This is a genomic window from Streptomyces sp. CB02959 (assembly GCF_002803155.1).
Classification (GTDB): domain Bacteria; phylum Actinomycetota; class Actinomycetes; order Streptomycetales; family Streptomycetaceae; genus Streptomyces.
This window is the reverse complement of record NZ_NNBP01000001.1, coordinates 704,569-729,648: the sequence shown is the minus strand read 5'-3', so window position 1 is coordinate 729,648 and position 25,080 is coordinate 704,569. Positions and strand designations below refer to the sequence as shown.

Sequence of the window (25,080 nt, the reverse complement as noted above, 5' to 3'; positions counted from 1 at the left end):
TGGCCTGTGCCGATGCGAGGCGGTTCACCACGATTCCCCATGGCGTGGAGACGCGGGAGAGGGTGCCGTGAGGCCGTAGGGAGCCGCATGCTGCGCCGGGCCCCTTATGCCCTCCGGTTCGACGGCGAATTTGTGATCACTGACACTCGGGCTTGCTTCGGTGCGCGTGGTTCGGCTAGCTTCCGTTGCCGATTGGACATGCCTTCGAAAGCGTCCAGTTCACGAGAGCTGCGGTAGCCGTCAATTCTTCGACTGGCGCCAGAGATTTCCCGCAGCCGACCAAAGCCCAGGAATCCCGTTTCCGGTCCACAGGCGCGCAACGCGCCTGCACGAGGCGGGCCCTTGCGACACGCAACCCGGCACTAGGGCATCCGTCCTGACCGGCTCATCCGGGGCCTGAGGGAGTCGTCTGACGACTCGGCGATCCTGTCAGGCCCCTGACAATTCAAGGAAGTTCATTCATGACTCGCGCATCCCACAAGTGGAAGGCCGTCAGCGGCAAGTCACGCGCCGCCATCGCACTCGGCACTGCAGGAGTGGTCGCAGCCGTGACCGTCGGGGTCTCCACGGCGAGCCCCGCCGTGCCCGGTCACGGCCAAGCACCCAGCCAGTCGTCACAGGCTCTCGGCGCAAGGAAGCACCCGTTCGGCCTCGGCGCTGTGCCGTCCAAGTCGGCGTGGCGCAAGTCCGTGCTGCGCAAGTCGGTTCAGCCGAGGCTGGCGGCCACCGCTCTCCGCCCGACGTCCGTCGCTGCCAAGCCGAACACGACGAGTCTCCAGAGCCTTCCTGCCGGCGTCGACCTGACCAAGTTCGCGGCCAAGCCCGGCAACCAGGGCCGGGTCGGTGCCTGTGTCGCGTGGGCCATCGACTACTCCGCCTACAGCGTCCTGGAGAACGAGCAGGGGATCAAGGGCGGACCCCAGGCGCCCATGTACACCTACGCCCAGATCGTCAAGGGACGGAACATGGGCACCTCGGCGGAGCAGCACTTCAAGATAGCCACCTCACAAGGCGTCGACTCCAAGTCCGACTACTCGCAGGGGGACTTCGACTACACCACCCAGCCGACCGCCCACGAAAGAGCCAACGCGGCGAAGTGGAAGCTGTCCGGCTACACCCCGCTGCACACCGGCAACCAGATCAAGAACGACGTGAAGGCCGCTCTGGCCCAGGGTGAGCCGGTCACCATCGCGATTCCGGTGTACAACAGCTTCTTCCGTCTGACCCCGCAGCAGGCCGCCGCCTACACGTACTACCCGGCCGCCGGCGAGCAGCTCGCGGGCGGACACGCGATCACCATCGTCGGCTACAACAGCAAGGGTGTGCGGGTCGAGAACTCCTGGGGCACCGACTGGGGCGACCACGGATACATCAACCTCTCCTGGAACTACCTCGCCAACCAGGTACGGGAAGCCAACGCCGTCGGCAAGCTCGTCAAGCAGTAAAACCCAACGGGGCACCTGACCGGCCGTGTCGTTCGGCGAGACCTGACCAGGTCGCGCCGAACGACACGGCTCCGTCCACGGCCCACCCCATCGGGGCGGACCCGGGCCGCCCCGGCAGTGCGTCTCGGTCTCCTGGTGACAGGCCCCGGCACGCGGATCCCCGCCCCCATGCCGCGGTGACTGCGGCCCGGGGCGTGTCGGCGCTCCTGCGAGCCGGCCCGAGTGCCGCAGGGAGAGTCAGGGAGAAGCGGGGTGACGCCGTTGCCGCGGGTACCGTGTGCGGTCGCACGAGGATGGTCACCAGCCTCCTTCAGACCGCGATCAAGTGGACTTTCCCTTGGACCGACGGATCGGTCCGTCCGGCAGTCATAAGCTGGCGGCCGTGACGGACGGGACCAGGGGCAGGGCGAAAGAGACCGTGCGCGGCTTCACCGAGGCGAAGCTCAAAACGTTGGCCGGTGTCCGTTCCTTCGAGCGTGGGCGCGGGTACGTGGATGCGGTGTCCGGGGTCGAGGTCGGTGACGGATGGATCAGCGCGAGCGTCCACGGCACGGAACGGTACGAGGCGGAGCTGACCCTGGACGGGCCCGGCGGGCTGTCCGGCGAGTGCGACTGCCCTTATGGCCTTGAGGGCAACTTCTGCAAGCACCTGGTCGCTCTCGGCCTGACGGTGCTCGCCCGGCCGGAGAGCCTGCCGCGGCAGCGGAAGGCGGCGCGGGACCGGGCGCAGGGCCTCGACGGGTGGCTGTCCGCCCGGTCCAAGGACGAGTTGCTCGCTCTGGTGCGGGAACTGCTCGGCGCGGACCGGCAGTTGCGGCGCCGCCTGGAGCTGCGGGCCGCGGGCGCCCGCGGGGATCTGGCCGCGATCCGGGCCCGTATCCGTGAACTGCTCGACATCGGCCCGTTCGCACGGTACGGGTACGTCGAGTACGCCGATGCCCGTGCCTACGCGGACCAGGCCGGGCAGGCGGTATCGGCCATCGGTGCGCTCACCGGCTCCGGACGGGCAGCCGACGCGGTCGTCCTGGCGGCGGACGCGATGAAGCTGCTGGCCCAGGCGGTGGAGAGCGTCGACGACTCCGACGGATGGCTCGGCCTGGTGGGCACCGCCCTCGCCGACGCCCACCTCGACGCGTGCCGTGCGGCGCGCCCCGACCCGCGGGAGCTCGCGCGCTGGCTGGTCGGCCATGCGCTCGGCGAGTTGGACGACGGTCTCACCGACGTCGATCCGCTCGACTACGAGGACGTTCTCGGCGAAGAGGGGATGGCCGTCCTGCGGAAGCTGGCGGTCGAGGCGTGGCAGGGCAACCGCCGCGGCTGGGCGGAGAAGTACCTGGTGGAGCGTCTGGCCAAGGCGGGAGGCGATGTCGACGCGGTGATCGCCGTGCATGCGGCCGACCTCTCGCCGGACGGCCACACGCACCTGGTCATCGCTCGCGAGCTGGACACCGCCCGGCGCTCCGACGAGGCCCTGAGCTGGGCGGAACGCGGCGTCCGGGAGGCCCGGGACCTCGCCGCCGTCGACACCGCCCTCGTCGATCATCTCTGCGACCGCTACGCGCAGGCGGACCGGCTCGCCGACGCCGTCGCCCTGCGCCGCGACCACTTCGGCGCCCGCCGCACCCTGCTCACCTACCAGCAGCTGCGTGCCGCCGCCCGGGCCGCGGACCGCTGGCCGGCCGAGCGCGAGGGCGCGCTGGCGCTGCTGCGGGCCGCCGCGGGGCAGCGGCAACAGGGCTGGTACGGCGGTCCCGTCCTGGTCGACGCCCTGCTCGACGACAAGGACGTAGACGCCGCCTGGCAGGCAGCCACCGAGGCCGGCGCCCATGACCGGCAGTGGCTCACCCTCGCCGACCAGGCCCGTGCCACCCGCCCCGCCGACGCGCTCGGCGTCTACCTGCGCCTGGCGGAGCCGCTGACCAAACAGACCGGCAACACGGTCTACGAGCAGCTCGTCAGCCTGCTGCTGAGCATCCGGGACTGCCACCGCCGCCTGGAGTCGCCCGAGGAGTTCACCAAGTACGCCACAGCCCTGCGTACCGCCCAGAAACGCAAGAGGAACCTGATGCGCTTGATGGACGAGCACCGTCTGTGAGCCGGATGACGTCTCGGAGGTCCCCCGGCCCCGCACGCCTTTGCCGCCGCCTGCCACAAGGGGCCGACCCCTCCGGAGTCGGCCCCTTGCGCATTCCCCTGCCCCTGCCCCGGGCGCGATCGCCGGAATTCAACGACGGGCCTCTCCCAGGGCGGCGGGCCTATCTCAAGACGGCGGGCCCTTCTCAGCAGGCGTAGCGCCCCCCGTCGAGGACCTTGCATTCCCTGACGAACTTTCCGTACGAGCGGACCTCGAAGGCCTGCCGAGGGTGTGCGACGAAGCCGTGGACGGCGAAGCCCTTGCCGTTGTTCGTGATGTCCTGGGTGTGTTCCCCGTCCGAATCGACGTAGGTGGCTTCGAATGCCTTCCAGGAGCAGTCCTGCGTTCCCGAGGTGACCTGTACGCGCAGCCCTTCGGGGGTCGCGCCGTTTCCGAGGTCGATCTTCTTGTATTTGAAGAACGGGTCTCCGTAGTGCTTTTCCTCGTCCCCGGTGATGAGCGGGGTGGTGGTGGAACGCGTCAGGTCGAAGAGCATGCCCTCGTAGCTGCCGCCGGCCTGTCCTCTCACCGAGATGATCGTGTCGGCCTTGGCGGCCGTGCAGGTGAGTCCCTTGATGCGCAGGCCGGTGATGACGAGGCTCGCCTTCCGGTCGCTGAGGATGTCGATGAGCCATTCCTCCGAGTACCCGGGGGATTTGACCTTCATGGCGGGGTGGTGGACGTCGGTGGAGGAGACGCCCCGTCCGTGGTGAGCCGCGTAGAAGGGGGTGAGCGGATCGCCCTGGGGTGTCATGCCGAGGAGGGTCTGCTTGTCCTGCGGAGAGAACGGCGCGTCGAAGACATGGGCCTCGGAGTACTGGTCGTCGAGGCGTACGGAGGCCGAGAACGCGGGGCCGGCGCGGTCGGCTTTGTCGTCGGCCTCGTTGGTGACCCGCGCGTCGTGCTCCGAGGTCAGCCAGTCGGTGCCCTTCGTCACGACGAACGCGACGAGCGCGGCGAGGACCGTCCAGCCCAGCCTGATGAGGACCTTGCGGTTCCGCCGGCGGGAGTTCGGGTCCGCCGCTTCCGGCATGACGCCCTCGATCACGTCGTCCAGGAAGGAGGGAGCGGACGGCCGGTGCTGCCCGGTTCCTGCCGACTGCTCGTCGTCATTGGGAGTGCCGGACTGGCCGCCGTTCCCCGATGGGGGAGTGGGTGGCGGCGACGCAGGTGGTGTCCCGCTTCCTGACATGGGAACCGCCTTGCTGAAGTAAGTGACCGTCGAAGGGCGGGGGTTGATGCTACGTCATGGTTGCTCTCGGCTACCGCGGAAATACCTCGAACAGGACCGCCGGGCGGCCGCGGTGGTGGGTGGCGCCGGTGCGCAGGGCGCGGTCGAGGAAGTCGCGGGCGTAGCCGTGGGGGTCCTGATCGGGGGCGGTGAGGGCCTTGATGTAGGTGGTGTGGGCGGCCAGGGAGGCGACGGCGCGGGGGATGCCGGGGCCCACCTCGGCGGCGTGGGTGGGGCGGGGCGAGCCGGCCACGGCGGTCCAGCGGACGCCGGACCAGGGGGCCAGGCCCTCGCTGTCGGCGAGTTCGGGGAAGATCCAGCGGTTGGCGGCGTCGGCCGCGGCGTCCAGGACGGCGCGGCCCACCACCCGGTGGTCGGGGGTGTTCCACTGGGTGCCGAACCAGGTGTCGCGGTGGTTGAGGGTGATCAGCAGCTCGGGGCGGTGCCGGCGGACCGCGGCGGCCAGATCGCGGCGGAGCCGCAGACCGGGCTCGATGACGCCGTCCCGGTGGCCGTCGAGGAACTCGACGGTGCGGACGCCGACGTGGGCCGCGGCGGCGCGCTGTTCGGCCTCGCGGACCGCGGCGCACTCGGGGGGCGCGAGCCCGTCGATGCCGGCCTCACCGCGGGTGACCAGGAGGTAGCGGATCTCCCGGCCGGCGTCGGCCCATTCGGCGATGGCGGCCGCGGCGCCGTATTCGAGGTCGTCGGGGTGGGCCACGACGGCCAGCGCGCGCCGCCAGTCGTCGGGCATCGGGTGGAGAGAGCTGACGGCTGCGTTCTCGGTCGGCATCGCGGCCCCTTTCTACTCGGTGACGATGGTGACACGGTCGGACACGGAACGTGGTGGAACGGGTGTTCCGGTGGGGTCGGGGGTCCGGTGCGGGCAGTGGATGAGCTGCGTTCATTACTTTGAGTGAATGTCTGGTCTTGGCTTGCGGTCGGCCACGCGCGGTTGTCACCCTGTTGCTGACTGTCAAGCTGTTGGGAGGGCACGTGCCTTTCGGTGAGCAGCCCGCGTACCTCCGCGTCGCCGGCGACCTGCGCCAGAAGATCGTCGACGGGGTGCTGGCCCCGCACACCCGACTTCCCTCCCAGGCCCGTATCCGCGAGGAGTACGGCGTCTCGGACACCGTCGCCCTGGAGGCGCGGAAGGTCCTGATGGCCGAGGGCCTGGTGGAGGGGCGGTCCGGGTCGGGGACGTACGTACGGGAGCAGCCGGTGCCGCGCCGGATCGCCCGCGGCGGGTTCCACAGCCGGGGCTGCACGCCGTTCCGCCAGGAGCAGTCGGACGAACGGGTGCGGGGCACCTGGGAGTCCAACAGCGAGCAGGAGGCGGCCGGTTCGGCGGTGGCGGCCCGGCTGCGGATCCCGGTCGGCGCCAGGGTGATGCGGACCCGCTACGTCTTCCGTGCGGAGGGGGAGCCGTCGATGCTCTCCACCTCCTGGGAGCCGCTGGAGATCACCGGGCGGACGCCGGTGATGCTGCCGGAGGAGGGCCCGCTGGCCGGGCGCGGGGTGGTGGAGCGGATGGCCGCGATCGACGTGGTGGTGGACAACGTCGTCGAGGAGGTCGGGGCGCGGCCGGGGCTGGCGGAGGAGGCGATGGCGCTGGGCGGGGTGCCCGGCCATGCGGTGCTGGTCGTCTCGCGGACGTACTTCGCGGGCGGCCGCCCGGTCGAGACGGCGGATGTGATCGCGCTGGCGGCGCGCCACCGGGTCGCCTACCACCTGCCGGTGAAGTAGGGGTGACGCGAACTCCCCGTGTTCGCCAAGTCGACGCCCTGTGTGGGGATCCTGCGGGATTCGTAGCGTTCGATGGCCAGAAAATCCGGCCGAGATTTGCGTCCGGTTTGGGTGGGTTTTTTGAGAAATGTCATCCGTATATCGGTGTTGGAAACCTCACAGAGGCTCAACTCGGCGGGTTTTTTTAACCGGTGTTGGAACCGGATCTTCGGATTCGCTCATACGATGGCGAAGTTTGTGCACGGCACGGGGGAAGACCAGGAGACCAGCACGTGAGCACGACAAAGACAGCGAGCGCGGAGCAGGGTTCGCACTCGAACTACCGTCGGTCCCTCGGGACCATCGCCCTGACCGCCACTGGTCTCGGGTCCATCATCGGTTCCGGCTGGCTTTTCGGGGCCGAGCGGGCCGCCGCCATCGCCGGTCCGGCCGCGATCCTCGCCTGGGTCATCGGCGCGGTCGTCGCCCTGACCATCGCGCTGACCTACACCGAGCTCGGCTCGATGTTCCCCAAGGCGGGCGGCATGGTCCGCTACGGCCAGTACTCGCACGGCTCGCTCGCCGGGTACCTGGCGGCCTGGGCCAACTGGATCGCCATCGTCTCGGTGATCCCGGGTGAGGCCACCGCCTCCGTCCAGTACATGAGCAGCTGGGACTTCAGCTGGGCCAAGGCGCTCTTCGACGGCACGGAGCTCACCGGCTCCGGCGTCGCGGTCGCCAGCGTCCTGCTGGTCTTCTACTTCTTCATGAACTGGTTCGCGGTCTCGATGTTCGCCAAGACGAACACCGCGATCACGGTCTTCAAGGTCGTCGTGCCGATCCTCACCGCGGGCGCGCTGATCCTGTCCCACTTCGACACCGGCAACATCCAGCGCGGCGGCGGCTTCGCCCCGAACGGCTGGAGCGCGGTCCTCAGCTGCGTGGCGCTCTCCGGCATCGTGTGGGCCTACAACGGCTTCCAGTCGCCGCTGAACCTCGCCGGCGAGGCGCGCAACCCCGGCCGTTCGCTGCCCAAGGCCGTCGCCTTCTCGATCGTCATCGCACTGGTCATCTACCTCGCGCTGCAGGTCGCCTTCCTCTTCGCGGTGCCCGCCGGGGACCTGAGCAAGGGCTGGGGCGGTCTCTCGTACCACTCCCCGCTCGCCGAGCTGGGGCTCGCCTGGGGCCTGAACTGGCTGGCGCTGCTGCTGTACGCGGACGCGTTCGTCTCGCCGTCCGGTACGGGCATGATCTACGCCGCCACCACCTCGCGCATGATCCAGGGCGTCCAGGAGAACGGCCACCTGCCGGGCATCTTCGGCAAGGTGGATGCCAAGACCGGTATTCCGCGTCCGGCGCTGGTGCTCAACCTCGGTGTCGCGTTCCTGTTCCTCGCGGTCTTCCGCGGTTGGGGCTCGCTCGCCGAGGTCGTCTCGGTCGCGACCGTCATCTCGTACATCACCGGTCCGGTCGCCGTGATGGGCCTGCGGCGGCTGTCGCCGCACATGAAGCGGCCGGTGAAGCTGCGCGCGATGCCGGTCATCGCGCCGGTCGCGATGATCTTCGGCTCGCTGGTCCTGTACTGGGGCAAGTGGCCGCTCACCGGCAAGGTCATCTTCATCATGGCCGTCGGGCTCCCGGTCTGGGCCTGGTACGAGATCGTCCGGCCGTGGCGGCGGGGCCGCAGCCACCTGCGCGAGCTGGTGCCGCACCTGAAGGCGGGTGCCTGGATGGTCGTCTACCTGCTCGCCATGGCGGCCGTCTCCTACCTGGGCGGCAAGGAGTTCGGCGGCAAGGGCTACCTGCCGCCGGGCGTCGACCTCGTGGTGGTCGCGCTGATCGCGCTGGCCTTCTACTTCTGGGGCGTGCGCAGCGCCTGGCGCAACCCCTCGCTGGTCGCGGTCGAGGCCGAGCTCGCGGCGGAGGAGAGCGCCCGCGAGGCGGCGGAGGAGAAGGCTCCGACCGGCTCCTGAGCGCCCGTTCGCGGCGCGCTCCCGTCTACGTACCACCGCCCGGCCTTCCGGGCTCCACCGGCCGCTCGCGGGTCGATCCTGGTGTTCCAGGTCCCGCGAGTGGCCGGTTCGGTCTCTCTTTGTGTAATTCCATATCCGGTGCGTAAAGGTCGGGCGTAGGCTCGGGCATATGCGGATTGCGATTTCGGCATCAGCACAGGAGGGGCGCGCAACAGCGCGCTGCGTGGCGGACGGAGGGGCGCAATGACCGACAACGAGGCCGCGCTGCCCTGGCTCGTCATCCGCCAGGACGAAGGCGGTAACCGCTATCGCGTCGGCCGTTATGCCACCCGGGCGGAGGCGGAGCGGGTCGCCGAACGCCTCGACACCCGTGGCAATCAGCGGCTTTACGCGGTGGAGCGGGTCGGGCAGGGGGCGGCGTAGGGAGAGGGCCGAGGGGAGCGGAGCGGGGAGCGGGAGGCGAGCGGGGGACGTAGGCTGCCGCGCATGACGACGGTGCGCGTAGTGGTGGGCGGCGCGGTGTGCGAACGAGGGCGGCTGCTGGCCGCCCGACGGAGCGCGCCGCCCGCGCTGGCCGGCCGCTGGGAGCTGCCCGGCGGCAAGGTGGAGGACGGCGAGACGCCGGAGCAGGCGTTGGCCCGCGAGTTGCACGAGGAGCTGGGCGTCGATGCCGTGCCCGTGGAGCGGATCCCGGGCGAGTGGGTGCTGCGGCCCGGCTACGTGCTCCAGGTGTGGACCGTGCGGCTGGTCTCCGGCCGCCCGGAGCCGCTCCAGGACCACGACGAGCTGCGCTGGCTGCGGCCCGGCGAGGAGCGCGAGGTCGACTGGCTCGACCAGGACCGTCCGGCGGTCGCCGAGGTGATGCGCCGGCTGGGCTCCAGGCCGGCGGTCGGGATCCCGGGCGCGCGGCTGTAGGGCCCGGACGCGGGCGTGCGCCCCTGGTGGGCGCGCGGGTCGCGCGAAGGCTCGGGCCGGTCGCCGATGTCCGCCCGCTCGCCGGGTGTGCCCACCATGCCCCGGGTTCGCTGCGAGATGCGCCATTTGTGCCACAGTGCACGGTTGAAGGCGGTACTTGCCGCTCGATACCGGGTATGTCCTGATTGGCCCCATTCAACGGGGGTCGGGTACGACGGGGGACCCCTCGGCCTGGGAAGTGATCGGCGTGAGCGACAGCGCAGCGGCAGAGGCCCCGGAACCCGGTCCCCCCGAAGTCCGCAGGCGCGGCAGGACGTCCGGTGCGCCGAGCGCCGAATGGAGCTTTCCGGCGGATCCCGGCGCGGTGCGCACCGCCCGCACCATGGTCCGTCAGGTGCTCGCCGACTGGGGACTGAACGGTGGCGCCGACGTCGCCGTGCTGCTGGTCAGCGAACTGGTCACCAACTCCCTGCGGTACGCCAGCGGCCCCATCGGCGTGCGCATGGTGCTGCTCGGCGCCGGGGCGCTGCTCGTCGAGGTCTCCGATCCGCTGCCCGATCCGCCGCGGACCCGTACCGCCGCCCCCGATGACGAGGGGGGACGCGGGCTCCAACTGGTCGCGCACACCTCGCGGCGCTGGGGCACCCGGCAGGGAAAGAGTGGCAAAACAGTGTGGTTCGAGCTGTCTGTGGCTGGTTAGGACTCATGGGGGGGTCCTGATCGTTGCCATTTCATCGACATTTTGTAGATGGCCTGCGATCGAGACTGTGCTGTGATCGTGAAGACCGTGTTCCGGATAGCCGAGGTGCTGGAATACTCGGCAGGTCCGGTCCGGGCACGATGAGCTGGAGGGGACGGGGCTCGTGAGCGAGAAGTCATCTGGCGGGGTGGTACCTGCGCAGAACGGTGGCCGGGACGGTACGTACGGCCCGGTGGACCCAGGCGGACATCGCCATGCCCGCGAGCCGCAGGGCGCGCCCGTGTGGCAGAGCAGTCGGCCCGGATCGATCTACGACTACATCAAGGTCGCCTCGTTCTCGCTCGGCCCCGACGGACGCGTCGACCAGTGGAGCGAGCGGGCCGCGCAGATGCTCGGCATCCCCGCCCGCCACGCCCTCGGCAAGGACCCCGTCGAGGCCTTCGTCCCCAGCGAGTTCCGCGAGACCGGGCGCCGCAAGGTCTCCGAGATCCTCGACGGTCGGGAGTGGACCGGTCTGGTGCCCTACCGCCGGGAGGCGGACGGCGCGGTGGACGGGCTCGCCGAGATCTACGTCATGCCGGCCGAGAACGAGGACGGCGAACGCGGCGCGGTTTGTCTAGTCGTCGACGTCCGGGCGCTCCGCGGCATCGAGACCGATCTCGCGGCCGCGCAGGCCGTTTTCGGTCAATCCCCCATGGGCTTCACCCTGTTCGGCACCGACCTGAAGCTGCTGCGGGTCAACGAGCGCTTCGCCACCGTCTTCGGCGGTCCGGCGAGCAAGTACCGGGGCGGCACCCCGCACGACTTCCTGCCCCGCCCCGAGGCCGAGCGGATGACCGTCGCCCTGCGCCGTGTCCTGGAGACCGGCGAACCCGTCAGCGAGATGCAACTGGTCGGCCACGTCCCCGGCGAGGACGACCGCCGCCGCTGGTCGATCTCGCTCTACCGGCTGCACGGCGCCAGCGGTCGCCCCATCGGCGTCGCTGCGCTCGCCTCCGACGTCACCGGCCGCCGCCGCGCCGAACGCGAGGCCGCCAACGCCCGCCGCAACCTCGCGCTGCTCAACGAAGCCGGCGCCCGGATAGGCAACTCCCTCGACCTGGAGACCACCGCCCGCACCCTGCTCGACGTCGCCGTACCGCAGTTCTGCGACCTGGCGTCGGTCGACCTCTACCAGGGGCTGCTGGCCGGCGACGAGGCGCAGCCCGGGATGAGCGACGGCAGTGCGGAGCTGCGCCGGGTCGCCTTCGCCAGCGCGGTCTCCGACGCCCCGCTCCCCGGTGGGGCGCCCGAGGAGACGCCGGTCGCGGTCGGCGCCGTCCACCGCTACCCGTTCAACTCCCCGTGCGCGGCCGCCCTGCGGACCGCCCAGGCGCAGATCATCCCCGGCCGGGAGAGCGAGGAGGGGCCGGAGCTGGGCGCGGTGGTGCACTCCACGCTCGCGGTGCCGATGGTCGCCCGGGACACCGTCGTCGGCCTGGTGCAGTTCTCCCGTACGAAGGGCAGCGAACCGTTCGGCGAGCGGGACACCGCGCTGGCGGTCGAACTCGCGGCCCGCGCCGCGGTCTGCATCGACAACGCCCGCCTCTACCGCCGGGAGCACGAGCGCGCCCTGATACTGCAGCGCAGCCTGCTGCCGCCCGGCGACCCGGAGGCGGCCGGCCTCGACATCGCCTGCCGCTACCTTCCCGGCACCACCGCCACCGAGGTCGGCGGCGACTGGTTCGACGTCATCGAACTCCCCGGCCACCGCACCGCGTTGGTCGTCGGCGACGTCATGGGCCGGGGCCTGCGCGCCGCGGTCGCGATGGGCGAACTCCGCACCGCGGTCCGCACGTTGGCGCTGCTGGACCTGGAGCCGGCCGAGGTCCTGGGGGCGCTGGACGAGATCGCGCGGGGGCTGGGCGACAGCGGCGACCGGGGGGCCATGGCGCGGTCCGCGCGCAGCCGCTCGGGGGCCCCGGCGGGCGGCCCGGCCCAGGGCCGCTCGGCCCGGACCGCGGACCTCTCCGAGGTCTACCTCGCCACCTGCGTCTACGCCGTCTACGACCCGATCACCCGGATGTGCACCTTCGCCAACGCCGGGCACCTGCCGCCGGTGCTGGTCGAGGAGGGCGAGGAGGCGCTGCTGCTGGACGTCCCGCCGGGGATGCCGCTGGGCGTCGGCGGGGAGCCGTTCGAGGAGATCGAGGTCGAGGTGCCGGACGGCGCGCTGCTCGCGCTGTACACCGACGGCCTGGTGGAGTCCCGGCACCATCCGCTGGACGAGGGGCTCCAGGCGTTCCGCCGCGCGCTCTCGGACGCCGGCCGGCCGCTGGAGGACGTCTGCGACCACGTCCTGTCCGCCCTGGACACCTCGCACGGCGAGGACGACATCGCGCTGCTGATGGCCCGGGTGCACGGGCTGCCCAAGGACGCGGTGGGCGACTGGAGCCTGGCGCCCGAGCCGCGTTCGGTCGCCCGTGCCCGGGAGCTGGCCCGCGACCAGCTCACCGACTGGGGGCTGCAGGCCCTGGTCGACACCACGGAGCTGCTGGTCAGCGAGCTGGTGACGAACGCGCTGCGGCACGGGCACGGGGAGATCCGGCTGCGGCTGCTGCTGGACCGGACGCTGGTCTGCGAGGTCTGGGACGCCGATCTCGCCCAGCCGCGGCGGCGGCGGGCCCGGGACACCGACGAGGGCGGCCGCGGTCTGCAACTCGTCGGCCTGCTGAGCGAGAGCTGGGGCAGCCGGCGTACGCCGCGCGGCAAGACCGTCTGGTTCGAGCTCGCCCTGCCGGACGGCGACGCGACGCCGATGGACCCGGCGGAGGCGTTGCTGAGCCTGTTCTGAGGCGGGGAACCCGGGTGGACGGACCCGGGCGCGGTGGGACGGGTCAGGCGTCGCGGAGGTGCGTGGCGGCCAGTTCGGCCTCGCGGACGACGCGTTCGGGGTCGACGTGCAGCAGGTGGCCCTGCGACTTGCGCAGGTGGCCGTCGACGAAGACCTCGCTGACGTTCGGCGGCTGGCCGTTGAGGACGATCTGGCTGGTCCAGTCGAAGCGCGGGGCGAAGTTGAGCGTGCCGGGGTCCAGGACGACGACGTCGGCGCGCTTGCCCGGGGTCAGCGAACCGACCCGGTCCGCCATCCCGATGGCCTCCGCGCCGCCCAGGGTCGCCATCCGCAGCACCGCCGGGATGGTCGGGTGGATCCCGGCGTCCTCGTGGCGGGCCCGCTGGAGGCCGACCGCCGCCTTCATCACGTTGAACATGTCCGAGGTGTCGTTGGTCCCGCCGTCGTGGCCGAGCCCGGCCTTGACGCCGTGCTGGTGGAACGCCGGCAGCGGGCAGATGCCGGAAGCCAACCGCATGTTGCTCAGCGGGCAGTGCGCGATCCGCACGTCGTGCGCGCCGGCCAGCGCGATCTCCTCGTCGGTGAGGTGGATCGCGTGGTTCATCAGCAGGTTCGGACCGAACGCGTCGATCTCGCGCAGCGAGCGGATCGGGTCGTCCTTGCGGTCGCCCTTGTTCTCCAGGACGTGCGAGTTGAACATCACGCCCAGGTCGCGGGCGACCGCGTAGAGCGTGCGCAGGTCCTTGATCTGCGCCATCCCGGCGTGCGCGGAGACCTGGACGGAGGCCAGCGGCAGCGGGTCCAGGAAGTCCTTCTTGATCCTGGGGATGAGGTGGGCGTCGGCGGCACTCTGCGTCGAGGCGTAGACGAAGCGCAGACCGGAGTCGTCCAGCGCCTTGATGTAGCGCTCGCTGGTGTCGTACGGGATGGGGTGCACCCAGTCGACGAGGGTGGTCACGCCCGCCTGGAGGGCGTCGAGCGCGGCCAGGTGGACGAAGCGGTACATGTCCTGGGGGCCGATCTTGGGGAGCGCGACGCGGTTGCAGTCGCCCAGCCAGCCGTAGAGGTCCTCGTTCGCGCAGCCGCCGCGGATGCTGGACTGCCACAGGTGGTTGTGCAGGTCGACGAAGCCCGGCAGCACGATCTTGCCGCGGGCGTCCAGCACGCGGGCGTCGGCCGGGGCGGTCAGGGCGCGGCCGACGGCGGCGACGGTGCCGTCCCGGAGCAGCACGTCGACGCCGTTCTCCAACTGGCCGAGCGGGCCGTCGCCGACGCGGGGGTCCATGGTGAGGACCAGGTCGGCGCCGCGCAGCAGGGTGGTCCGGCGGCGGCCGGGTGCCTCCGTCGGGCGGTCTGGGCGGTCCTGGGCGAGTGCGGGGAAGCCGGCCGCGGCGGCCAGGGGGACCGTGCCCAGGCCGGCCAGCACCCGTCGCCGGTTCAATTTCGGAAGATTCATTCCGTTCTTATACCGCGGCTGTTCGAATTCGCCGTAAGGAGGTTTCCAGCCATGTGATGCTGCGTCAGAAATACTGCAAGTAGGGCTACTCGGGCGCGAGGCGGGTCATTCCGTCCGTCGCCGGATCTTGTTCCCGAGCCACACCAGAGGGTCGTACTTGCGGTCCGCGGCGCGTTCCTTCAGCGGGATCAGCGCATTGTCGGTGATCTTGATGTTCTCGGGGCAGACCTCCGTGCAGCACTTGGTGATGTTGCAGTAGCCGAGCCCGTGCTCGTCCTGCGCGCTGACCTTGCGGTCCAGTCCGCGGGCCGGTGCGGCGTCCAGCGGGTGCATGTCCAGCTCGGCGATCCGCATCAGGAACCGCGGGCCGGCGAAGGCCGTTTTGTTCTCCTCGTGGTCCCGTACGACATGGCAGGTGTTCTGGCACAGGAAGCACTCGATGCACTTGCGGAACTCCTGTGACCGGTTCACGTCCTCCTGCCGCATCCGGTACTCGCCCGGCCCCAGTTCGGCGGGCGGTACGAACGACGGGACCTCGCGCGCCTTGGTGTAGTTGAAGGAGACGTCGGTGACCAGGTCGCGCAGGACCGGGAAGGTCCGCATCGGGGTGACGGTGATGGTCTCGGCGCGCCCGAAGACCGACATCCGGGTCATGCACATCAGCCGCGGCCGCCCGTTGATCTCCGCGCTGCACGAACCGCACTTGCCGGCCTTGCAGTTCCAGCGGACCGCGAGGTCCGGCGCCTGGGTCGCCTGGAGGCGGTGGATGATGTCCAGCACCACCTCGCCCTCGTGCACCTCCACCTCGAAGTCCCGCAGCGCGCCGCCGTCCGCGTCGCCCCGCCACACCCGGAAGTGCGCCTGGTAGGCGCCGGACCGCTGCTCCGCCTGACGCTCGCTCACCGGCTCAGCTCCTCGTCCGTCAGATACTTCACCAGCTCGTCCTTGTCGAAGAGTTCGAGGAGATCGCGACGGATCGGCGGGGTCTCGCGGCGGGAGAGCCGGATCTGGCCCAGCGCCGGGTCCGCCGCGCCCGACTCGGTCTGGTCGTCGGCGAGTTCGCAGACCAGGTTGACGTTGCGCCAGCGCCGGTCCATCTCCGGATGGTCGTCCCGGGTGTGCCCGCCCCGGCTCTCGGTGCGCTCCAGGGCCGCCCGCGCCACGCACTCGCTGACCAGCAGCATGTTCCGCAGGTCGAGGGAGAGGTGCCAGCCCGGGTTGTACTGCCGGTGGCCCTCCACCCCGGCCCGCCGCGCCCGCGCCCGCAGCTTCGCCAGCCGCTCCAGCGCCTCGGCCATCTCGCCCTCCCGGCGGATGATGCCGACCAGGTCGTTCATCGACTGCTGGAGCTCCTGGTGCAGGGTGTACGGGTTCTCCGCCGGGCCGCGGCCGTCCTCGGCGCTGAACGGGCGCAGCGCCTCCGCCTCGGCGGCGTCGATCCCGCGCGGTTCGGTGGCCGGCCGGGCCCGCAGCCCGCTGACGTACTCGGCCGCGTACAGCCCGGCGCGGCGGCCGAAGACCAGCAGGTCCGAGAGGGAGTTGCCGCCCAGCCGGTTGGAGCCGTGCATCCCGCCGGCCACCTCGCCGGCCGCGAACAGCCCCGGCACCCCGGTCGCCGCCGCGGTGTCCGGGTCCACCTCCACCCCGCCCATCACGTAGTGGCAGGTCGGGCCGACCTCCATCGGCTCGGCGGTGATGTCCACGTCCGCCAGCTCCTTGAACTGGTGGTGCATGGACGGCAGCCGGCGGGTGATCACCTCGGCCGGCATGCGCGTCGAGACGTCCAGGAAGACCCCGCCGTGCGGGGAGCCGCGGCCCGCCTTGACCTCGGCGTTGATGGCCCGCGCCACCTCGTCGCGGGGCAGCAGCTCGGGCGGTCGGCGGTTGCGGTCGGGGTCCTCGTACCAGCGGTCGCCCTCGGCCTCGGTCTCGGCGTACTTCTCCTTGAAGACGTCCGGGATGTAGTCGAACATGAACCGCTTGTCTTCGCTGTTGCGGAGCACCCCGCCGTCGCCGCGCACCGACTCGGTGACGAGGATGCCCTTGACCGACGGCGGCCAGACCATCCCGGTCGGGTGGAACTGGACGAACTCCATGTTGATCAGCGGCGCGCCGGCCAGCAGCGCCAGCGCGTGCCCGTCGCCGGTGTACTCCCAGGAGTTCGAGGTCACCTTGAAGGACTTGCCGATGCCGCCGGTGGCCAGCACCACGGCCGGCGCCTCCAGCACGAAGAAGCGGCCCGACTCCCGGTCGTAGCAGAAGACGCCGGCGACCTTGCCGTCCGCCTTCAGCACGCGGGTGACCGTGCACTCCTGGAAGACCTTCAGCCCCTCCTCGTACGAGCCGGAGACCCGCTCGTCCTCCTGCTGGAGCGAGACGATCTTCTGCTGGAGGGTGCGGATCAGCTCCAGGCCGGTCCGGTCGCCGACGTGCGCCAGCCGCGGGTACTCGTGGCCGCCGAAGTTCCGCTGGGAGATCCGGCCGTCCGGGGTGCGGTCGAAGAGCGCGCCCCAGGTCTCCAGCTCCCAGACCCGGTCCGGGGCCTCGCGGGCGTGCAGCTCGGCCATCCGCCAGTGGTTGAGGAACTTCCCGCCGCGCATGGTGTCCCGGAAGTGCACCTGCCAGTTGTCGTGCTCGTTGGCGTTGCCCATGCTGGCCGCGATACCGCCCTCGGCCATCACCGTATGGGCCTTGCCGAACAGGGACTTGCAGATCACCGCCGTCCGCATGCCCGCCTCGCGGGCCTCGATGGCGGCGCGCAGCCCGGCACCGCCCGCGCCCACCACGACCACGTCCCAGGTCTGCCGGTCCACATGCGCCATCAGCGGCACACCTTCCCTCGGGTCTCTTCGGTTCTCTCGGGTTCTTCGGGGTCCCTTGGATTTCCTCGGCCGCCGTGCGTCAGAAGAAGCGCGGGTCCTCGAACGCGCCGCTGGCCAGCAGGAAGACGTAGAAGTCCGCCAGCGCCACGCTGATCAGCGAGGACCAGGCGAGCAGCATGTGGCGGGCGTTGAGCCTGCTGACCCAGCCCCACATCCGGTAGCGCACCGGGTGCTTGGAGAAGTGCCGCAGCCGGCCGCCGACGATGTGCCGGCAGGAGTGGCAGGAGAGGGTGTAGGCCCAGATCAGCACGATGTTGGCGAGGAAGACCAGCGAGCCCAGGCCCATGTGGCCCCAGCGGTAGTGGTCGTCGCGGAAGGTCAGCACGGTGTCGTAGGTGAGGACGCCGGCGACCAGCACCGCGAAGTAGAAGAAGTAGCGGTGGACGTTCTGGAGGATCAGCGGGAAGCGGGTCTCGCCGGTGTACTTCTTGTGCGGCTCGGCGACCGCGCAGGCCGGCGGGGAGGCCCAGAAGCCCCGGTAGTACGCCTTCCGGTAGTAGTAGCAGGTCAGCCGGAAGCCCAGCGGGAAGATCAGGATGAGCAGCGCGGGGGACAGGCCCCACCAGCTGCCGAAGAGGTCCCAGTTGGGGCCGCCGCGCATGGTGTGGCAGTTCTCCGCCAGGCACGGCGAGTAGAACGGCGAGACGTAGGGGGCGTGGTAGTAGTCGGCGTTCGCGAACGCCCGCCAGGTCGAGTAGACGACGAACGCGAGCAGTCCGGCGGCGGTGCCGGCCGGCGCCAGCCACCAGCGGTCGGTGCGCAGGTGGCGGGCGGGGATGGCGGCGCGCGAGGCATCGTGCACGCCGGTTGCGCCCGATTGCGGAGCGGGTTCGATGCCAGTGGCCAACGTTACGTCTCCGTCCTTACGGCGCGTGCCGGTCCTTGGCGCCCAGGCCCTCGTCCTCGGCGTCCGTCCAGAGCGCGGCGTTGTAGGGGGTGTCGGGGACCGGCACCATCTCGTCCTCGTTCTTGGCGGGCCCGGCGGGCCGGCCGGGCGGGGCGCCGGCCTGGCTCTGCTTGAGCAGCGCCAGGCTCTCCCGCAGGTGGTCCGTGTCGCTGCGGACCCGGCGGATGTCCAGCCCGCCGCCGATCCGCGTCTCCAGTTTTCCGACCGCCTGGACCAGGGCGTCCAGGCTGCGTTCAACCGCCGTCAAGTCGTCCTGTACGGACATCACATGCCCTCACTTCGTGACGTGTGGTGGGCGATCTCATGCGCCCGAGAGTGTCGCGCGTCACAGTAGGGCTTGGGAAGGGGGCAGGCACGAGTACGACTCGAACCGGTGCGTTCCGGACCCGCTTCACCCCACGGAGCGTCGAACTCGGGTGCGAGTGGAACGGGTTCGCGGGCGCGCGACGCGGCCGGTGCGCCCCCTGGTCCGCCGGCCCGCGGGGCCTGGATTGGGCCGGGCGGGTGGCCTTCGGCGGGTCGTCGACGTGTCGGGGCGCCCGGAAGCGGAGGGTCACCTTCAGTAGGGAGCCCATAGATGTGATGAGCCGCAAAGTCGGCCGGACGTGTTACTGCGACTCGGCGCGGCGCGGGCGAGCCGGAGGGAACAGTCATGACCGACCACGTCAGCTCGGGCGGCGCGGTGTGCCGGAGGCGCCGCTGTGCCGCGCTCGTCGCGGTGGGGGTGCTGCTTCCGCTGCCGGTCCTGGCCGGCTGCGGCCAGGGTGACACCGCGTCCTCCGTCGCCCAGTCCCAGGACATCGCGCCGGCCCCGCGCGGGGCGGTCAGGGACGGCGGCACGGTCCGCTGGGCGATCGACACGCTGCCCAGGACCTTCAACGCCTTCCAGAGCGACGCCGACGCGGCCACCACCCGGGTCACCGGGGCCGTCCTGCCCAGCCTGTTCACCCTCGACGCCGGCGGCCGGGCGCAGCGCAACGCCGACTACCTCACCGCCGCCGACATCAGCGCCCGAGAGCCCCGGCAGGTCGTCACCTACCAGCTCAACCCCAAGGCGCGGTGGAGCGACGGCCGCCCGATCGGCGCCGCGGACTTCCTCGCCCAGTGGAACGCGCTGCGCGGCAAGGACAACGCGTACTGGACGGCCCGCAACGCCGGCTACGACCGGATCGCCAAGGTCGAGCCGGGCGCCGAACCGCACCAGGTCAAGGTCACCTTCGCCCGCCCGTACGCCGACTGGCAGTCGCTCTTCACCCCGCTCTACCCCAAGAGCGTGATGGGGGAGGCCAACGCCTTCAACGACGCTGCGCGGGAGAAGCTCCCGGTCGGGGCGGGCCCGTTCCTGGTGCGGAAGCGGGACGCCGCCCGCGGCACCGTCACCCTCGTCCGCAACCCCGCGTGGTGGGGCGACCGGGCCAAGCTCGACCGGCTGGTGCTGACCGCGCTGCCCCGGGACAAGCGGTCCGCGGCGCTGGCCGCCGGGTCGGTCGACGTCGCCGCGGTCGACCAGGCCGCCGCCAAGCAGGTCGCCCAGGCCGCCGCGCCGGCCACCGCCAAGGGCGTGGACGCCAAGGCCGAGGGCGCCGCCGCCCGGAAGTCCGCGCTGCCCGGCTACGTCCTCCGCAAGGCCCTGGAGCCCGCCTACACCCAGCTGGCCCTCAACGGCAGCGCCGGGCCGCTCGCCGACCAGCGGGTGCGCCGCGCGGTGGCCCGCGCCATCGACCGGCAGGCGCTGGCCGACTCCGTCCTCAAGCCGCTGGACCTGCCCGCCGAACCGCTCGGCAACCATCTGCTGATGGCCGGGCAGCACGGTTACGAGGACCACAGCGACGCGCTCGGCGACCCGGACGAGGGCGCGGCCAAGAAGTTGCTCGCCGACGCCGGCTGGAAGCCGTCCGGCCCGGCCGTGCCGCCGCCGGCGGAGGAGGAGCGGGCCGGCGCCGGCCGCGCGGTCACGCCGGACCGGGCCGACGGCGACGAGGACGGCGCGGACGAGTCCGACGGCCGCAACCCGCACCGGCCGGGCGCGGCCGCCGACCGGGACGGCGCCCGCCCGGCCGCCGCCGAGGCGCCGCTGTCCTTCGCCGGCGCGGTCGGCTCAGAGGTCCAGCAGTCCGCCCTGCTGCGGCAGAGCGCGGCGCTCTACAAGTCCGAGGCCGCCGCGGAGAAGGCGGCGGCCGCCGGCGACACCGGGTCCTCGGCGTACGCGAAGTACCGGCGCTACAAGAAGCGGGCCGCGCAGACGCTGGGCGCCGCCGAGCTGATCGAGACCGGGCAGGCCCCGCACCTGCCGGGGGCCGCGGCCGGCCATGCCGCCCTGCGGACCGGCACCGGCCCGCTCCACGTCCGGCAGGCCGGCACCGGGCACTCCCCGGCGGCGGCCGCGGGCCGGGCGCCCGGCCGGGCGCCGGTGATGAGGAAGGACGGCCGGCCGCTGGCGCTGCGCTTCGTCCTCCCCGACGGGCCCGGCTCGGAGCAGCTGCGCACCGTGGGGCGGCGGATCGCCGGGATGCTGAACCGGATCGGGGTGCAGACCGCCGTCCAGCGGGTCCCGGACGCCGGCTACTTCCAGGACCACATCGCCTCCGGCGACTTCGACCTGGCGCTGTACTCCTGGCCCGGCACCGCCTTCCCGGCGACCGACGCCCGGCCGATCTTCGCCAAGCCGCAGCCGGCCCCGGACGGCTCGCTGACCGTCGAGCAGAACTACACCCGGGTCGGCACCGACCACATCGACCAGCTCTTCGACCAGGCCGCCTCGGAGCTGGACGGGGACGCCGCGCGCACCCTGGTCGAGCAGGCCGACGCCCGTATCTGGGCCGCCGCCGGGTCGATCCCGCTGTACCAGCGGCCGGAGCTGGTGGCGACCCGGAAGACGCTCTCCAATATCGGCGCGTTCGGCTTCGCCACCCCCCGCTTCCAGGACATCGGTTACACGAAGTAAAGGCCACGCCAGAGCTAATCTTCGGTGAGAAACCGCAGGTCAGCGGGGCTGCGTACGGGCTGAGGCGGCCGTTGCCGCCGCAGCCCCGTACCATGGGGTGAGGCCGTGGCGTCGTGAAGCCCGGCAGGGCGCGCGTGCCGGACCGTACGCGATGCCATCCACGATTCCGGGAGAAGCGCCGCACTATGGCCACGCGCCACGACATCCGCAACGTCGCCATCGTCGCCCACGTCGACCACGGCAAGACGACCATCGTCGACGCCATGCTCAAGCAGGCGGGCGCCTTCGCGGCGCACGCCGCGGAGTCCCTCGACGACCGCATGATGGACTCGAACGATCTGGAGCGTGAAAAGGGCATCACGATCCTCGCCAAGAACACGGCGGTGAAGTATCACCCCAAGGACGGCGGGGAGCCCATCACGATCAACATCATCGACACCCCCGGCCACGCCGACTTCGGTGGCGAGGTCGAGCGCGGTCTGTCGATGGTGGACGCGGTCGTGCTGCTGGTCGACGCCTCCGAGGGCCCGCTCCCGCAGACCCGCTTCGTGCTCCGCAAGGCCCTCCAGGCCCGGATGCCGGTCATCCTGTGCATCAACAAGACCGACCGCCCGGACTCCCGGATCGACGAGGTCGTCAACGAGACCTACGACCTCTTCCTGGACCTGGACGCGGACGAGGACCAGATCGAGTTCCCGATCGTCTACGCCTGCGGCCGTGACGGCATCGCCTCGCTGACCAAGCCGGAGGACGGCACCGTCCCGGCGGACAGCACCAACCTGGAGCCGTTCTTCTCCACCATCCTGGCGCACGTCCCGGCCCCGACGTACGAGGAGGAGGCGCCGCTCCAGGCGCACGTCACCAACCTCGACGCCGACAACTTCCTCGGCCGTATCGCGCTGCTCCGCGTCGAGCAGGGCGAGCTGCGCAAGGGCCAGACCGTCGCGTGGATCAAGCGTGACGGCAGCATCTCCAACGTCCGCATCACCGAGCTGATGATGACCGAGGCGCTCACCCGCAAGCCCGCCGAGAAGGCCGGCCCGGGCGACATCTGCGCGGTCGCCGGTATCCCCGACATCATGATCGGCGAGACCCTGGCCGACCCGGAGAACCCGGTCGCGCTGCCGCTGATCACGGTCGACGAGCCGGCGATCTCCATGACCATCGGCACCAACACCTCGCCGCTGGTCGGCCGCGGTGGCACGGGCAAGGGCGCGAGCGCCAAGGCCGCGGTCAAGGACCGCAAGGTCACCGCCCGCCAGGTCAAGGACCGCCTGGACCGCGAGCTGATCGGTAACGTCTCGCTGCGCGTCCTGGACACCGAGCGCCCCGACGCCTGGGAGGTGCAGGGCCGCGGTGAGCTGGCGTTGGCCATCCTGGTCGAGCAGATGCGCCGTGAGGGCTTCGAGATGACGATCGGCAAGCCGCAGGTCGTCACCAAGGACGTCGACGGCAAGACCTACGAGCCCGTCGAGCGCATGACCATCGACGTGCCCGAGGAGCACATGGGTGCCGTCACCCAGCTCATGGGCGTCCGCAAGGGCCGGATGGACAACATGTCCAACCACGGCTCGGGCTGGGTCCGCATGGAGTTCGTCGTGCCCTCCCGCGGTCTGATCGGCTTCCGCACGGAGTTCCTGACCAACACCCGCGGCACCGGTATCGCGCACTCCATCCACGAGGGCCACGAGCCGTGGTTCGGCACCCTGACGACCCGTAACAACGGCTCGCTGGTCGCCGACCGCTCGGGCGCGGTCACCGCCTTCGCGATGACCAACCTCCAGGAGCGCGGTGTGCTGTTCACCGACCCCGGCACCGAGGTGTACGAGGGCATGATCGTCGGCGAGAACTCGCGCTCCGACGACATGGACGTGAACATCACCAAGGAGAAGAAGCTCACGAACATGCGGTCCTCGTCGGCCGACTCGTTCGAGGCGATCGTGCCGCCGCGCAAGCTCTCCCTGGAGCAGTCCCTGGAGTTCTGCCGCGACGACGAGTGCGTCGAGGTCACCCCGGAGGCCGTGCGCATCCGCAAGGTCGTCCTGGACCAGAAGGAGCGCGGCCGCAGCGCCTCGCGCGCCAAGCACGGCTGACGCCACCACGGCTCTTCACTGGCGCCCCGTCGGACACGGTCCGGCGGGGCGCCGCCGTATGCCCGCACGGCGTCGGTCATCCGAGGGTTTTCCCGGGGGTTCGGAGCAGTGGCGGCCGGTGCCGGGGTGCGCTATGGCCTGGTTTGGGCTCTGATGTGGGCTACGCGTGGTCCTGGCGGCCACGGGTGACCCGGAGTCCGGACCGTAAGGAGGCGCCATGCGCGGAGCCGTGCGCGCGAAGTGGGCCGGCTGCGTGGCGGCCGCGGCCCTCGCGGCCACCGGATGCGGGGGCGGCACCGCCGGGCCGGGCGGCTCCGCCGTGGTCAGCGCCTCCTGGGGGGACCCGCAGAATCCGCTGGAGCCGGCCAACACCAACGAGGTGCAGGGCGGCAAGGTCCTGGAAATGCTGCTGCGCGGCCTCAAGCGCTACGACCCCAAGACCGGCGCCGCCCAGAACGTCCTGGCCGAGCGGATCGAGTCCAGGGACGCCCGGCACTACACCGTGACCGTCAAGCGCGGCTGGACCTTCAGCAACGGCGAGAAGGTCACCGCCAAGTCCTTCGTGGACGCCTGGAATTACGGCGCACTGCTGGACAACAAGCAGAGGAACGCACCCTTCTTCCAATACATCGACGGCTACGACAAGGTGCACCCGGACCAGGGCTCGCCCACCGCGAAAACCCTCTCCGGACTCCAACTGAAGGACGACCACACCTTCGACGTCACGCTGAACCAGAAATTCTCAAGCTGGCCCGACACCCTGGGCTATTCGGCGTTCATGCCGCTGCCCCAGACGTTCTTCCACGACCACGCCGGCTGGCTGAAGAAGCCGATCGGCAACGGCCCGTACCTGGTGGATTCGTACGCCAAGGGCAGCGTGCTGAAGATGCGGAAATGGAAGAGGTACCCGGGTCCGGACCGGGCCCAGAACGGCGGGATCGACCTGCGGGTCTACACCGACAACGACACCGCCTACACCGACCTCCAGGCCGGAAACCTGGACCTGGTGGACGACATCCCGGCCTCCCAGCTGAAGAACGTCCGGTCCGACCTCGGCAACCGCTACATCAACCAGCCGGCCGGCATCATCCAGACCCTCACTTTCCCCATGTACGACCCGCACTGGGGAAAGCCCGGGATGGAGCAGGTGCGGCGCGGCGTGTCGATGGCGATCGACCGGCACCAGATCACCAAGGAGATCTTCCAGAACACCCGCACCCCCGCCACCGACTGGACCTCCCCGGTCCTGGGGGTCAAGGGCGGCTACCAGTCGGGGGTCTGCGGCGACGCCTGCGTCTTCGACCCGGCCAAGGCCCGCCAGGCCATCAAGGACGGCGGCGGACTCCCCGGCGGCCGGATGACGATCACGTACAACGCCGACACCGGCTCGCACAAGGACTGGGTCGACGCGGTCTGCAACAGCATCAACAAGACGCTGGGAAACGACAAGGCGTGCGTGGGAAATCCCGTCGGTACCTTCGCGGACTTCCGCAACAAGATCAGCGCCAGGCAGATGACCGGGCCGTTCCGGGCCGGCTGGCAGATGGACTACCCGCTGATCCAGAACTTCCTCCAGCCGCTGTACTTCACCAACGCCTCCTCCAACGACGGGAAATTCAGCAACCCCGAATTCGACAAACTCGTCAACCAGGCGAACGCCGCCCCGGACACCCGGCAGGCGGTGGCGAAATTCCAGGACGCGGAGCGGATCCTCGCCCGCGAGATGCCGTCCATTCCGCTGTGGTACCAGAACGGCAGCGGCGGCTATTCGGACCGGATCAGCAATGTGCGGCTCAACCCGTTCAGCGTGCCGGTCTACAACGAGATCACGGTCGGCTGACC

Annotated in this window: 18 protein-coding genes; 11 read left to right on the top strand and 7 right to left on the bottom strand. The window is 71.0% G+C overall.

Annotated elements, in window-relative coordinates; all coding sequences use genetic code 11:
* Positions 1 to 461: 461 nt before the first annotated feature.
* The gene (locus tag CG747_RS03035) at positions 462 to 1,445 is read left to right on the top strand and encodes a C1 family peptidase (protein WP_100599987.1); all 984 of its coding nucleotides are present in this window, start codon (positions 462 to 464) and stop codon (positions 1,443 to 1,445) included.
* A gap of 418 nt (positions 1,446 to 1,863) precedes the next feature.
* The gene (locus tag CG747_RS03030; RefSeq protein ID WP_100599986.1) at positions 1,864 to 3,540 is read left to right on the top strand and encodes an SWIM zinc finger domain-containing protein; all 1,677 of its coding nucleotides are present in this window, start codon (positions 1,864 to 1,866) and stop codon (positions 3,538 to 3,540) included.
* A gap of 184 nt (positions 3,541 to 3,724) precedes the next feature.
* On the opposite strand, the gene CG747_RS03025 is transcribed toward CG747_RS03030, so the two are convergent.
* Both CG747_RS03025 and CG747_RS03020 read right to left on the bottom strand, forming a co-directional pair.
* On the bottom strand, positions 3,725 to 4,771 hold the full coding sequence (locus tag CG747_RS03025; RefSeq protein WP_146022033.1) for a hypothetical protein: 1,047 nt from the start codon (positions 4,769 to 4,771) through the stop codon (positions 3,725 to 3,727).
* A gap of 70 nt (positions 4,772 to 4,841) precedes the next feature.
* A complete protein-coding gene (locus CG747_RS03020; RefSeq protein WP_100599984.1) occupies positions 4,842 to 5,603 on the bottom strand; it encodes a PIG-L deacetylase family protein in 762 nt (253 codons plus the stop codon).
* A gap of 203 nt (positions 5,604 to 5,806) precedes the next feature.
* Here CG747_RS03020 and CG747_RS03015 point away from each other — a divergent pair, with 203 nt between their 5' ends.
* The 6 genes from CG747_RS03015 (at position 5,807) to CG747_RS02990 (ending at position 12,956) form a co-directional block, all read left to right on the top strand.
* Positions 5,807 to 6,556: a GntR family transcriptional regulator gene (locus CG747_RS03015; protein ID WP_100599983.1), complete on the top strand. Its 750-nt coding sequence runs from the start codon at positions 5,807 to 5,809 to the stop codon at positions 6,554 to 6,556.
* Between the two features lie 272 nt (positions 6,557 to 6,828).
* Complete coding sequence (locus CG747_RS03010; protein WP_100599982.1) at positions 6,829 to 8,508, top strand: APC family permease; 1,680 nt, start codon at positions 6,829 to 6,831, stop codon at positions 8,506 to 8,508.
* Between the two features lie 243 nt (positions 8,509 to 8,751).
* Complete coding sequence (locus tag CG747_RS03005; protein WP_100599981.1) at positions 8,752 to 8,931, top strand: SPOR domain-containing protein; 180 nt, start codon at positions 8,752 to 8,754, stop codon at positions 8,929 to 8,931.
* Positions 8,932 to 8,994: 63 nt separating this feature from the next.
* On the top strand, positions 8,995 to 9,423 hold the full coding sequence (locus tag CG747_RS03000; RefSeq protein ID WP_180985355.1) for a (deoxy)nucleoside triphosphate pyrophosphohydrolase: 429 nt from the start codon (positions 8,995 to 8,997) through the stop codon (positions 9,421 to 9,423).
* Between the two features lie 238 nt (positions 9,424 to 9,661).
* Positions 9,662 to 10,123 carry an ATP-binding protein gene (locus CG747_RS02995; protein WP_100599979.1) on the top strand — a complete coding sequence of 154 codons (462 nt, stop codon included), beginning with the start codon at positions 9,662 to 9,664 and terminating at the stop codon, positions 10,121 to 10,123.
* 280 nt (positions 10,124 to 10,403) lie between these two features.
* A complete protein-coding gene (locus CG747_RS02990) occupies positions 10,404 to 12,956 on the top strand; it encodes a SpoIIE family protein phosphatase (RefSeq protein ID WP_100599978.1) in 2,553 nt (850 codons plus the stop codon).
* Between the two features lie 43 nt (positions 12,957 to 12,999).
* On the opposite strand, the gene CG747_RS02985 is transcribed toward CG747_RS02990, so the two are convergent.
* From CG747_RS02985 to CG747_RS02965, 5 genes are all read right to left on the bottom strand, one after another.
* Positions 13,000 to 14,412, bottom strand: coding sequence for an amidohydrolase family protein (locus CG747_RS02985; protein WP_100599977.1), 1,413 nt, complete (start codon positions 14,410 to 14,412; stop codon positions 13,000 to 13,002).
* 105 nt (positions 14,413 to 14,517) lie between these two features.
* Positions 14,518 to 15,315: a succinate dehydrogenase/fumarate reductase iron-sulfur subunit gene (locus tag CG747_RS02980; protein ID WP_100599976.1), complete on the bottom strand. Its 798-nt coding sequence runs from the start codon at positions 15,313 to 15,315 to the stop codon at positions 14,518 to 14,520.
* Complete coding sequence (locus CG747_RS02975; RefSeq protein WP_100600082.1) at positions 15,312 to 17,234, bottom strand: fumarate reductase/succinate dehydrogenase flavoprotein subunit; 1,923 nt, start codon at positions 17,232 to 17,234, stop codon at positions 15,312 to 15,314. The genes CG747_RS02980 and CG747_RS02975 overlap by 4 nt, the downstream gene beginning before the upstream one ends.
* Positions 17,235 to 17,313: 79 nt before the next feature.
* Entirely contained in the window at positions 17,314 to 18,141 is an 828-nt protein-coding gene (locus CG747_RS02970; protein WP_100599975.1) for a hypothetical protein, read from the bottom strand.
* A gap of 16 nt (positions 18,142 to 18,157) precedes the next feature.
* Positions 18,158 to 18,466 carry a hypothetical protein gene (locus CG747_RS02965; RefSeq protein ID WP_100599974.1) on the bottom strand — a complete coding sequence of 103 codons (309 nt, stop codon included), beginning with the start codon at positions 18,464 to 18,466 and terminating at the stop codon, positions 18,158 to 18,160.
* A 387-nt stretch (positions 18,467 to 18,853) separates the two neighbouring features.
* Between CG747_RS02965 and CG747_RS02960 the strand changes: the two genes are divergently transcribed.
* From CG747_RS02960 to CG747_RS02950, 3 genes are all read left to right on the top strand, one after another.
* On the top strand, positions 18,854 to 21,145 hold the full coding sequence (locus tag CG747_RS02960) for an ABC transporter family substrate-binding protein (protein ID WP_100599973.1): 2,292 nt from the start codon (positions 18,854 to 18,856) through the stop codon (positions 21,143 to 21,145).
* A 185-nt stretch (positions 21,146 to 21,330) separates the two neighbouring features.
* Entirely contained in the window at positions 21,331 to 23,238 is a 1,908-nt protein-coding gene (typA, locus tag CG747_RS02955; RefSeq protein WP_100599972.1) for a translational GTPase TypA, read from the top strand.
* A 217-nt stretch (positions 23,239 to 23,455) separates the two neighbouring features.
* Complete coding sequence (locus tag CG747_RS02950; protein WP_100599971.1) at positions 23,456 to 25,078, top strand: ABC transporter substrate-binding protein; 1,623 nt, start codon at positions 23,456 to 23,458, stop codon at positions 25,076 to 25,078.
* The last annotated feature ends 2 nt before the right edge of the window (positions 25,079 to 25,080 follow it).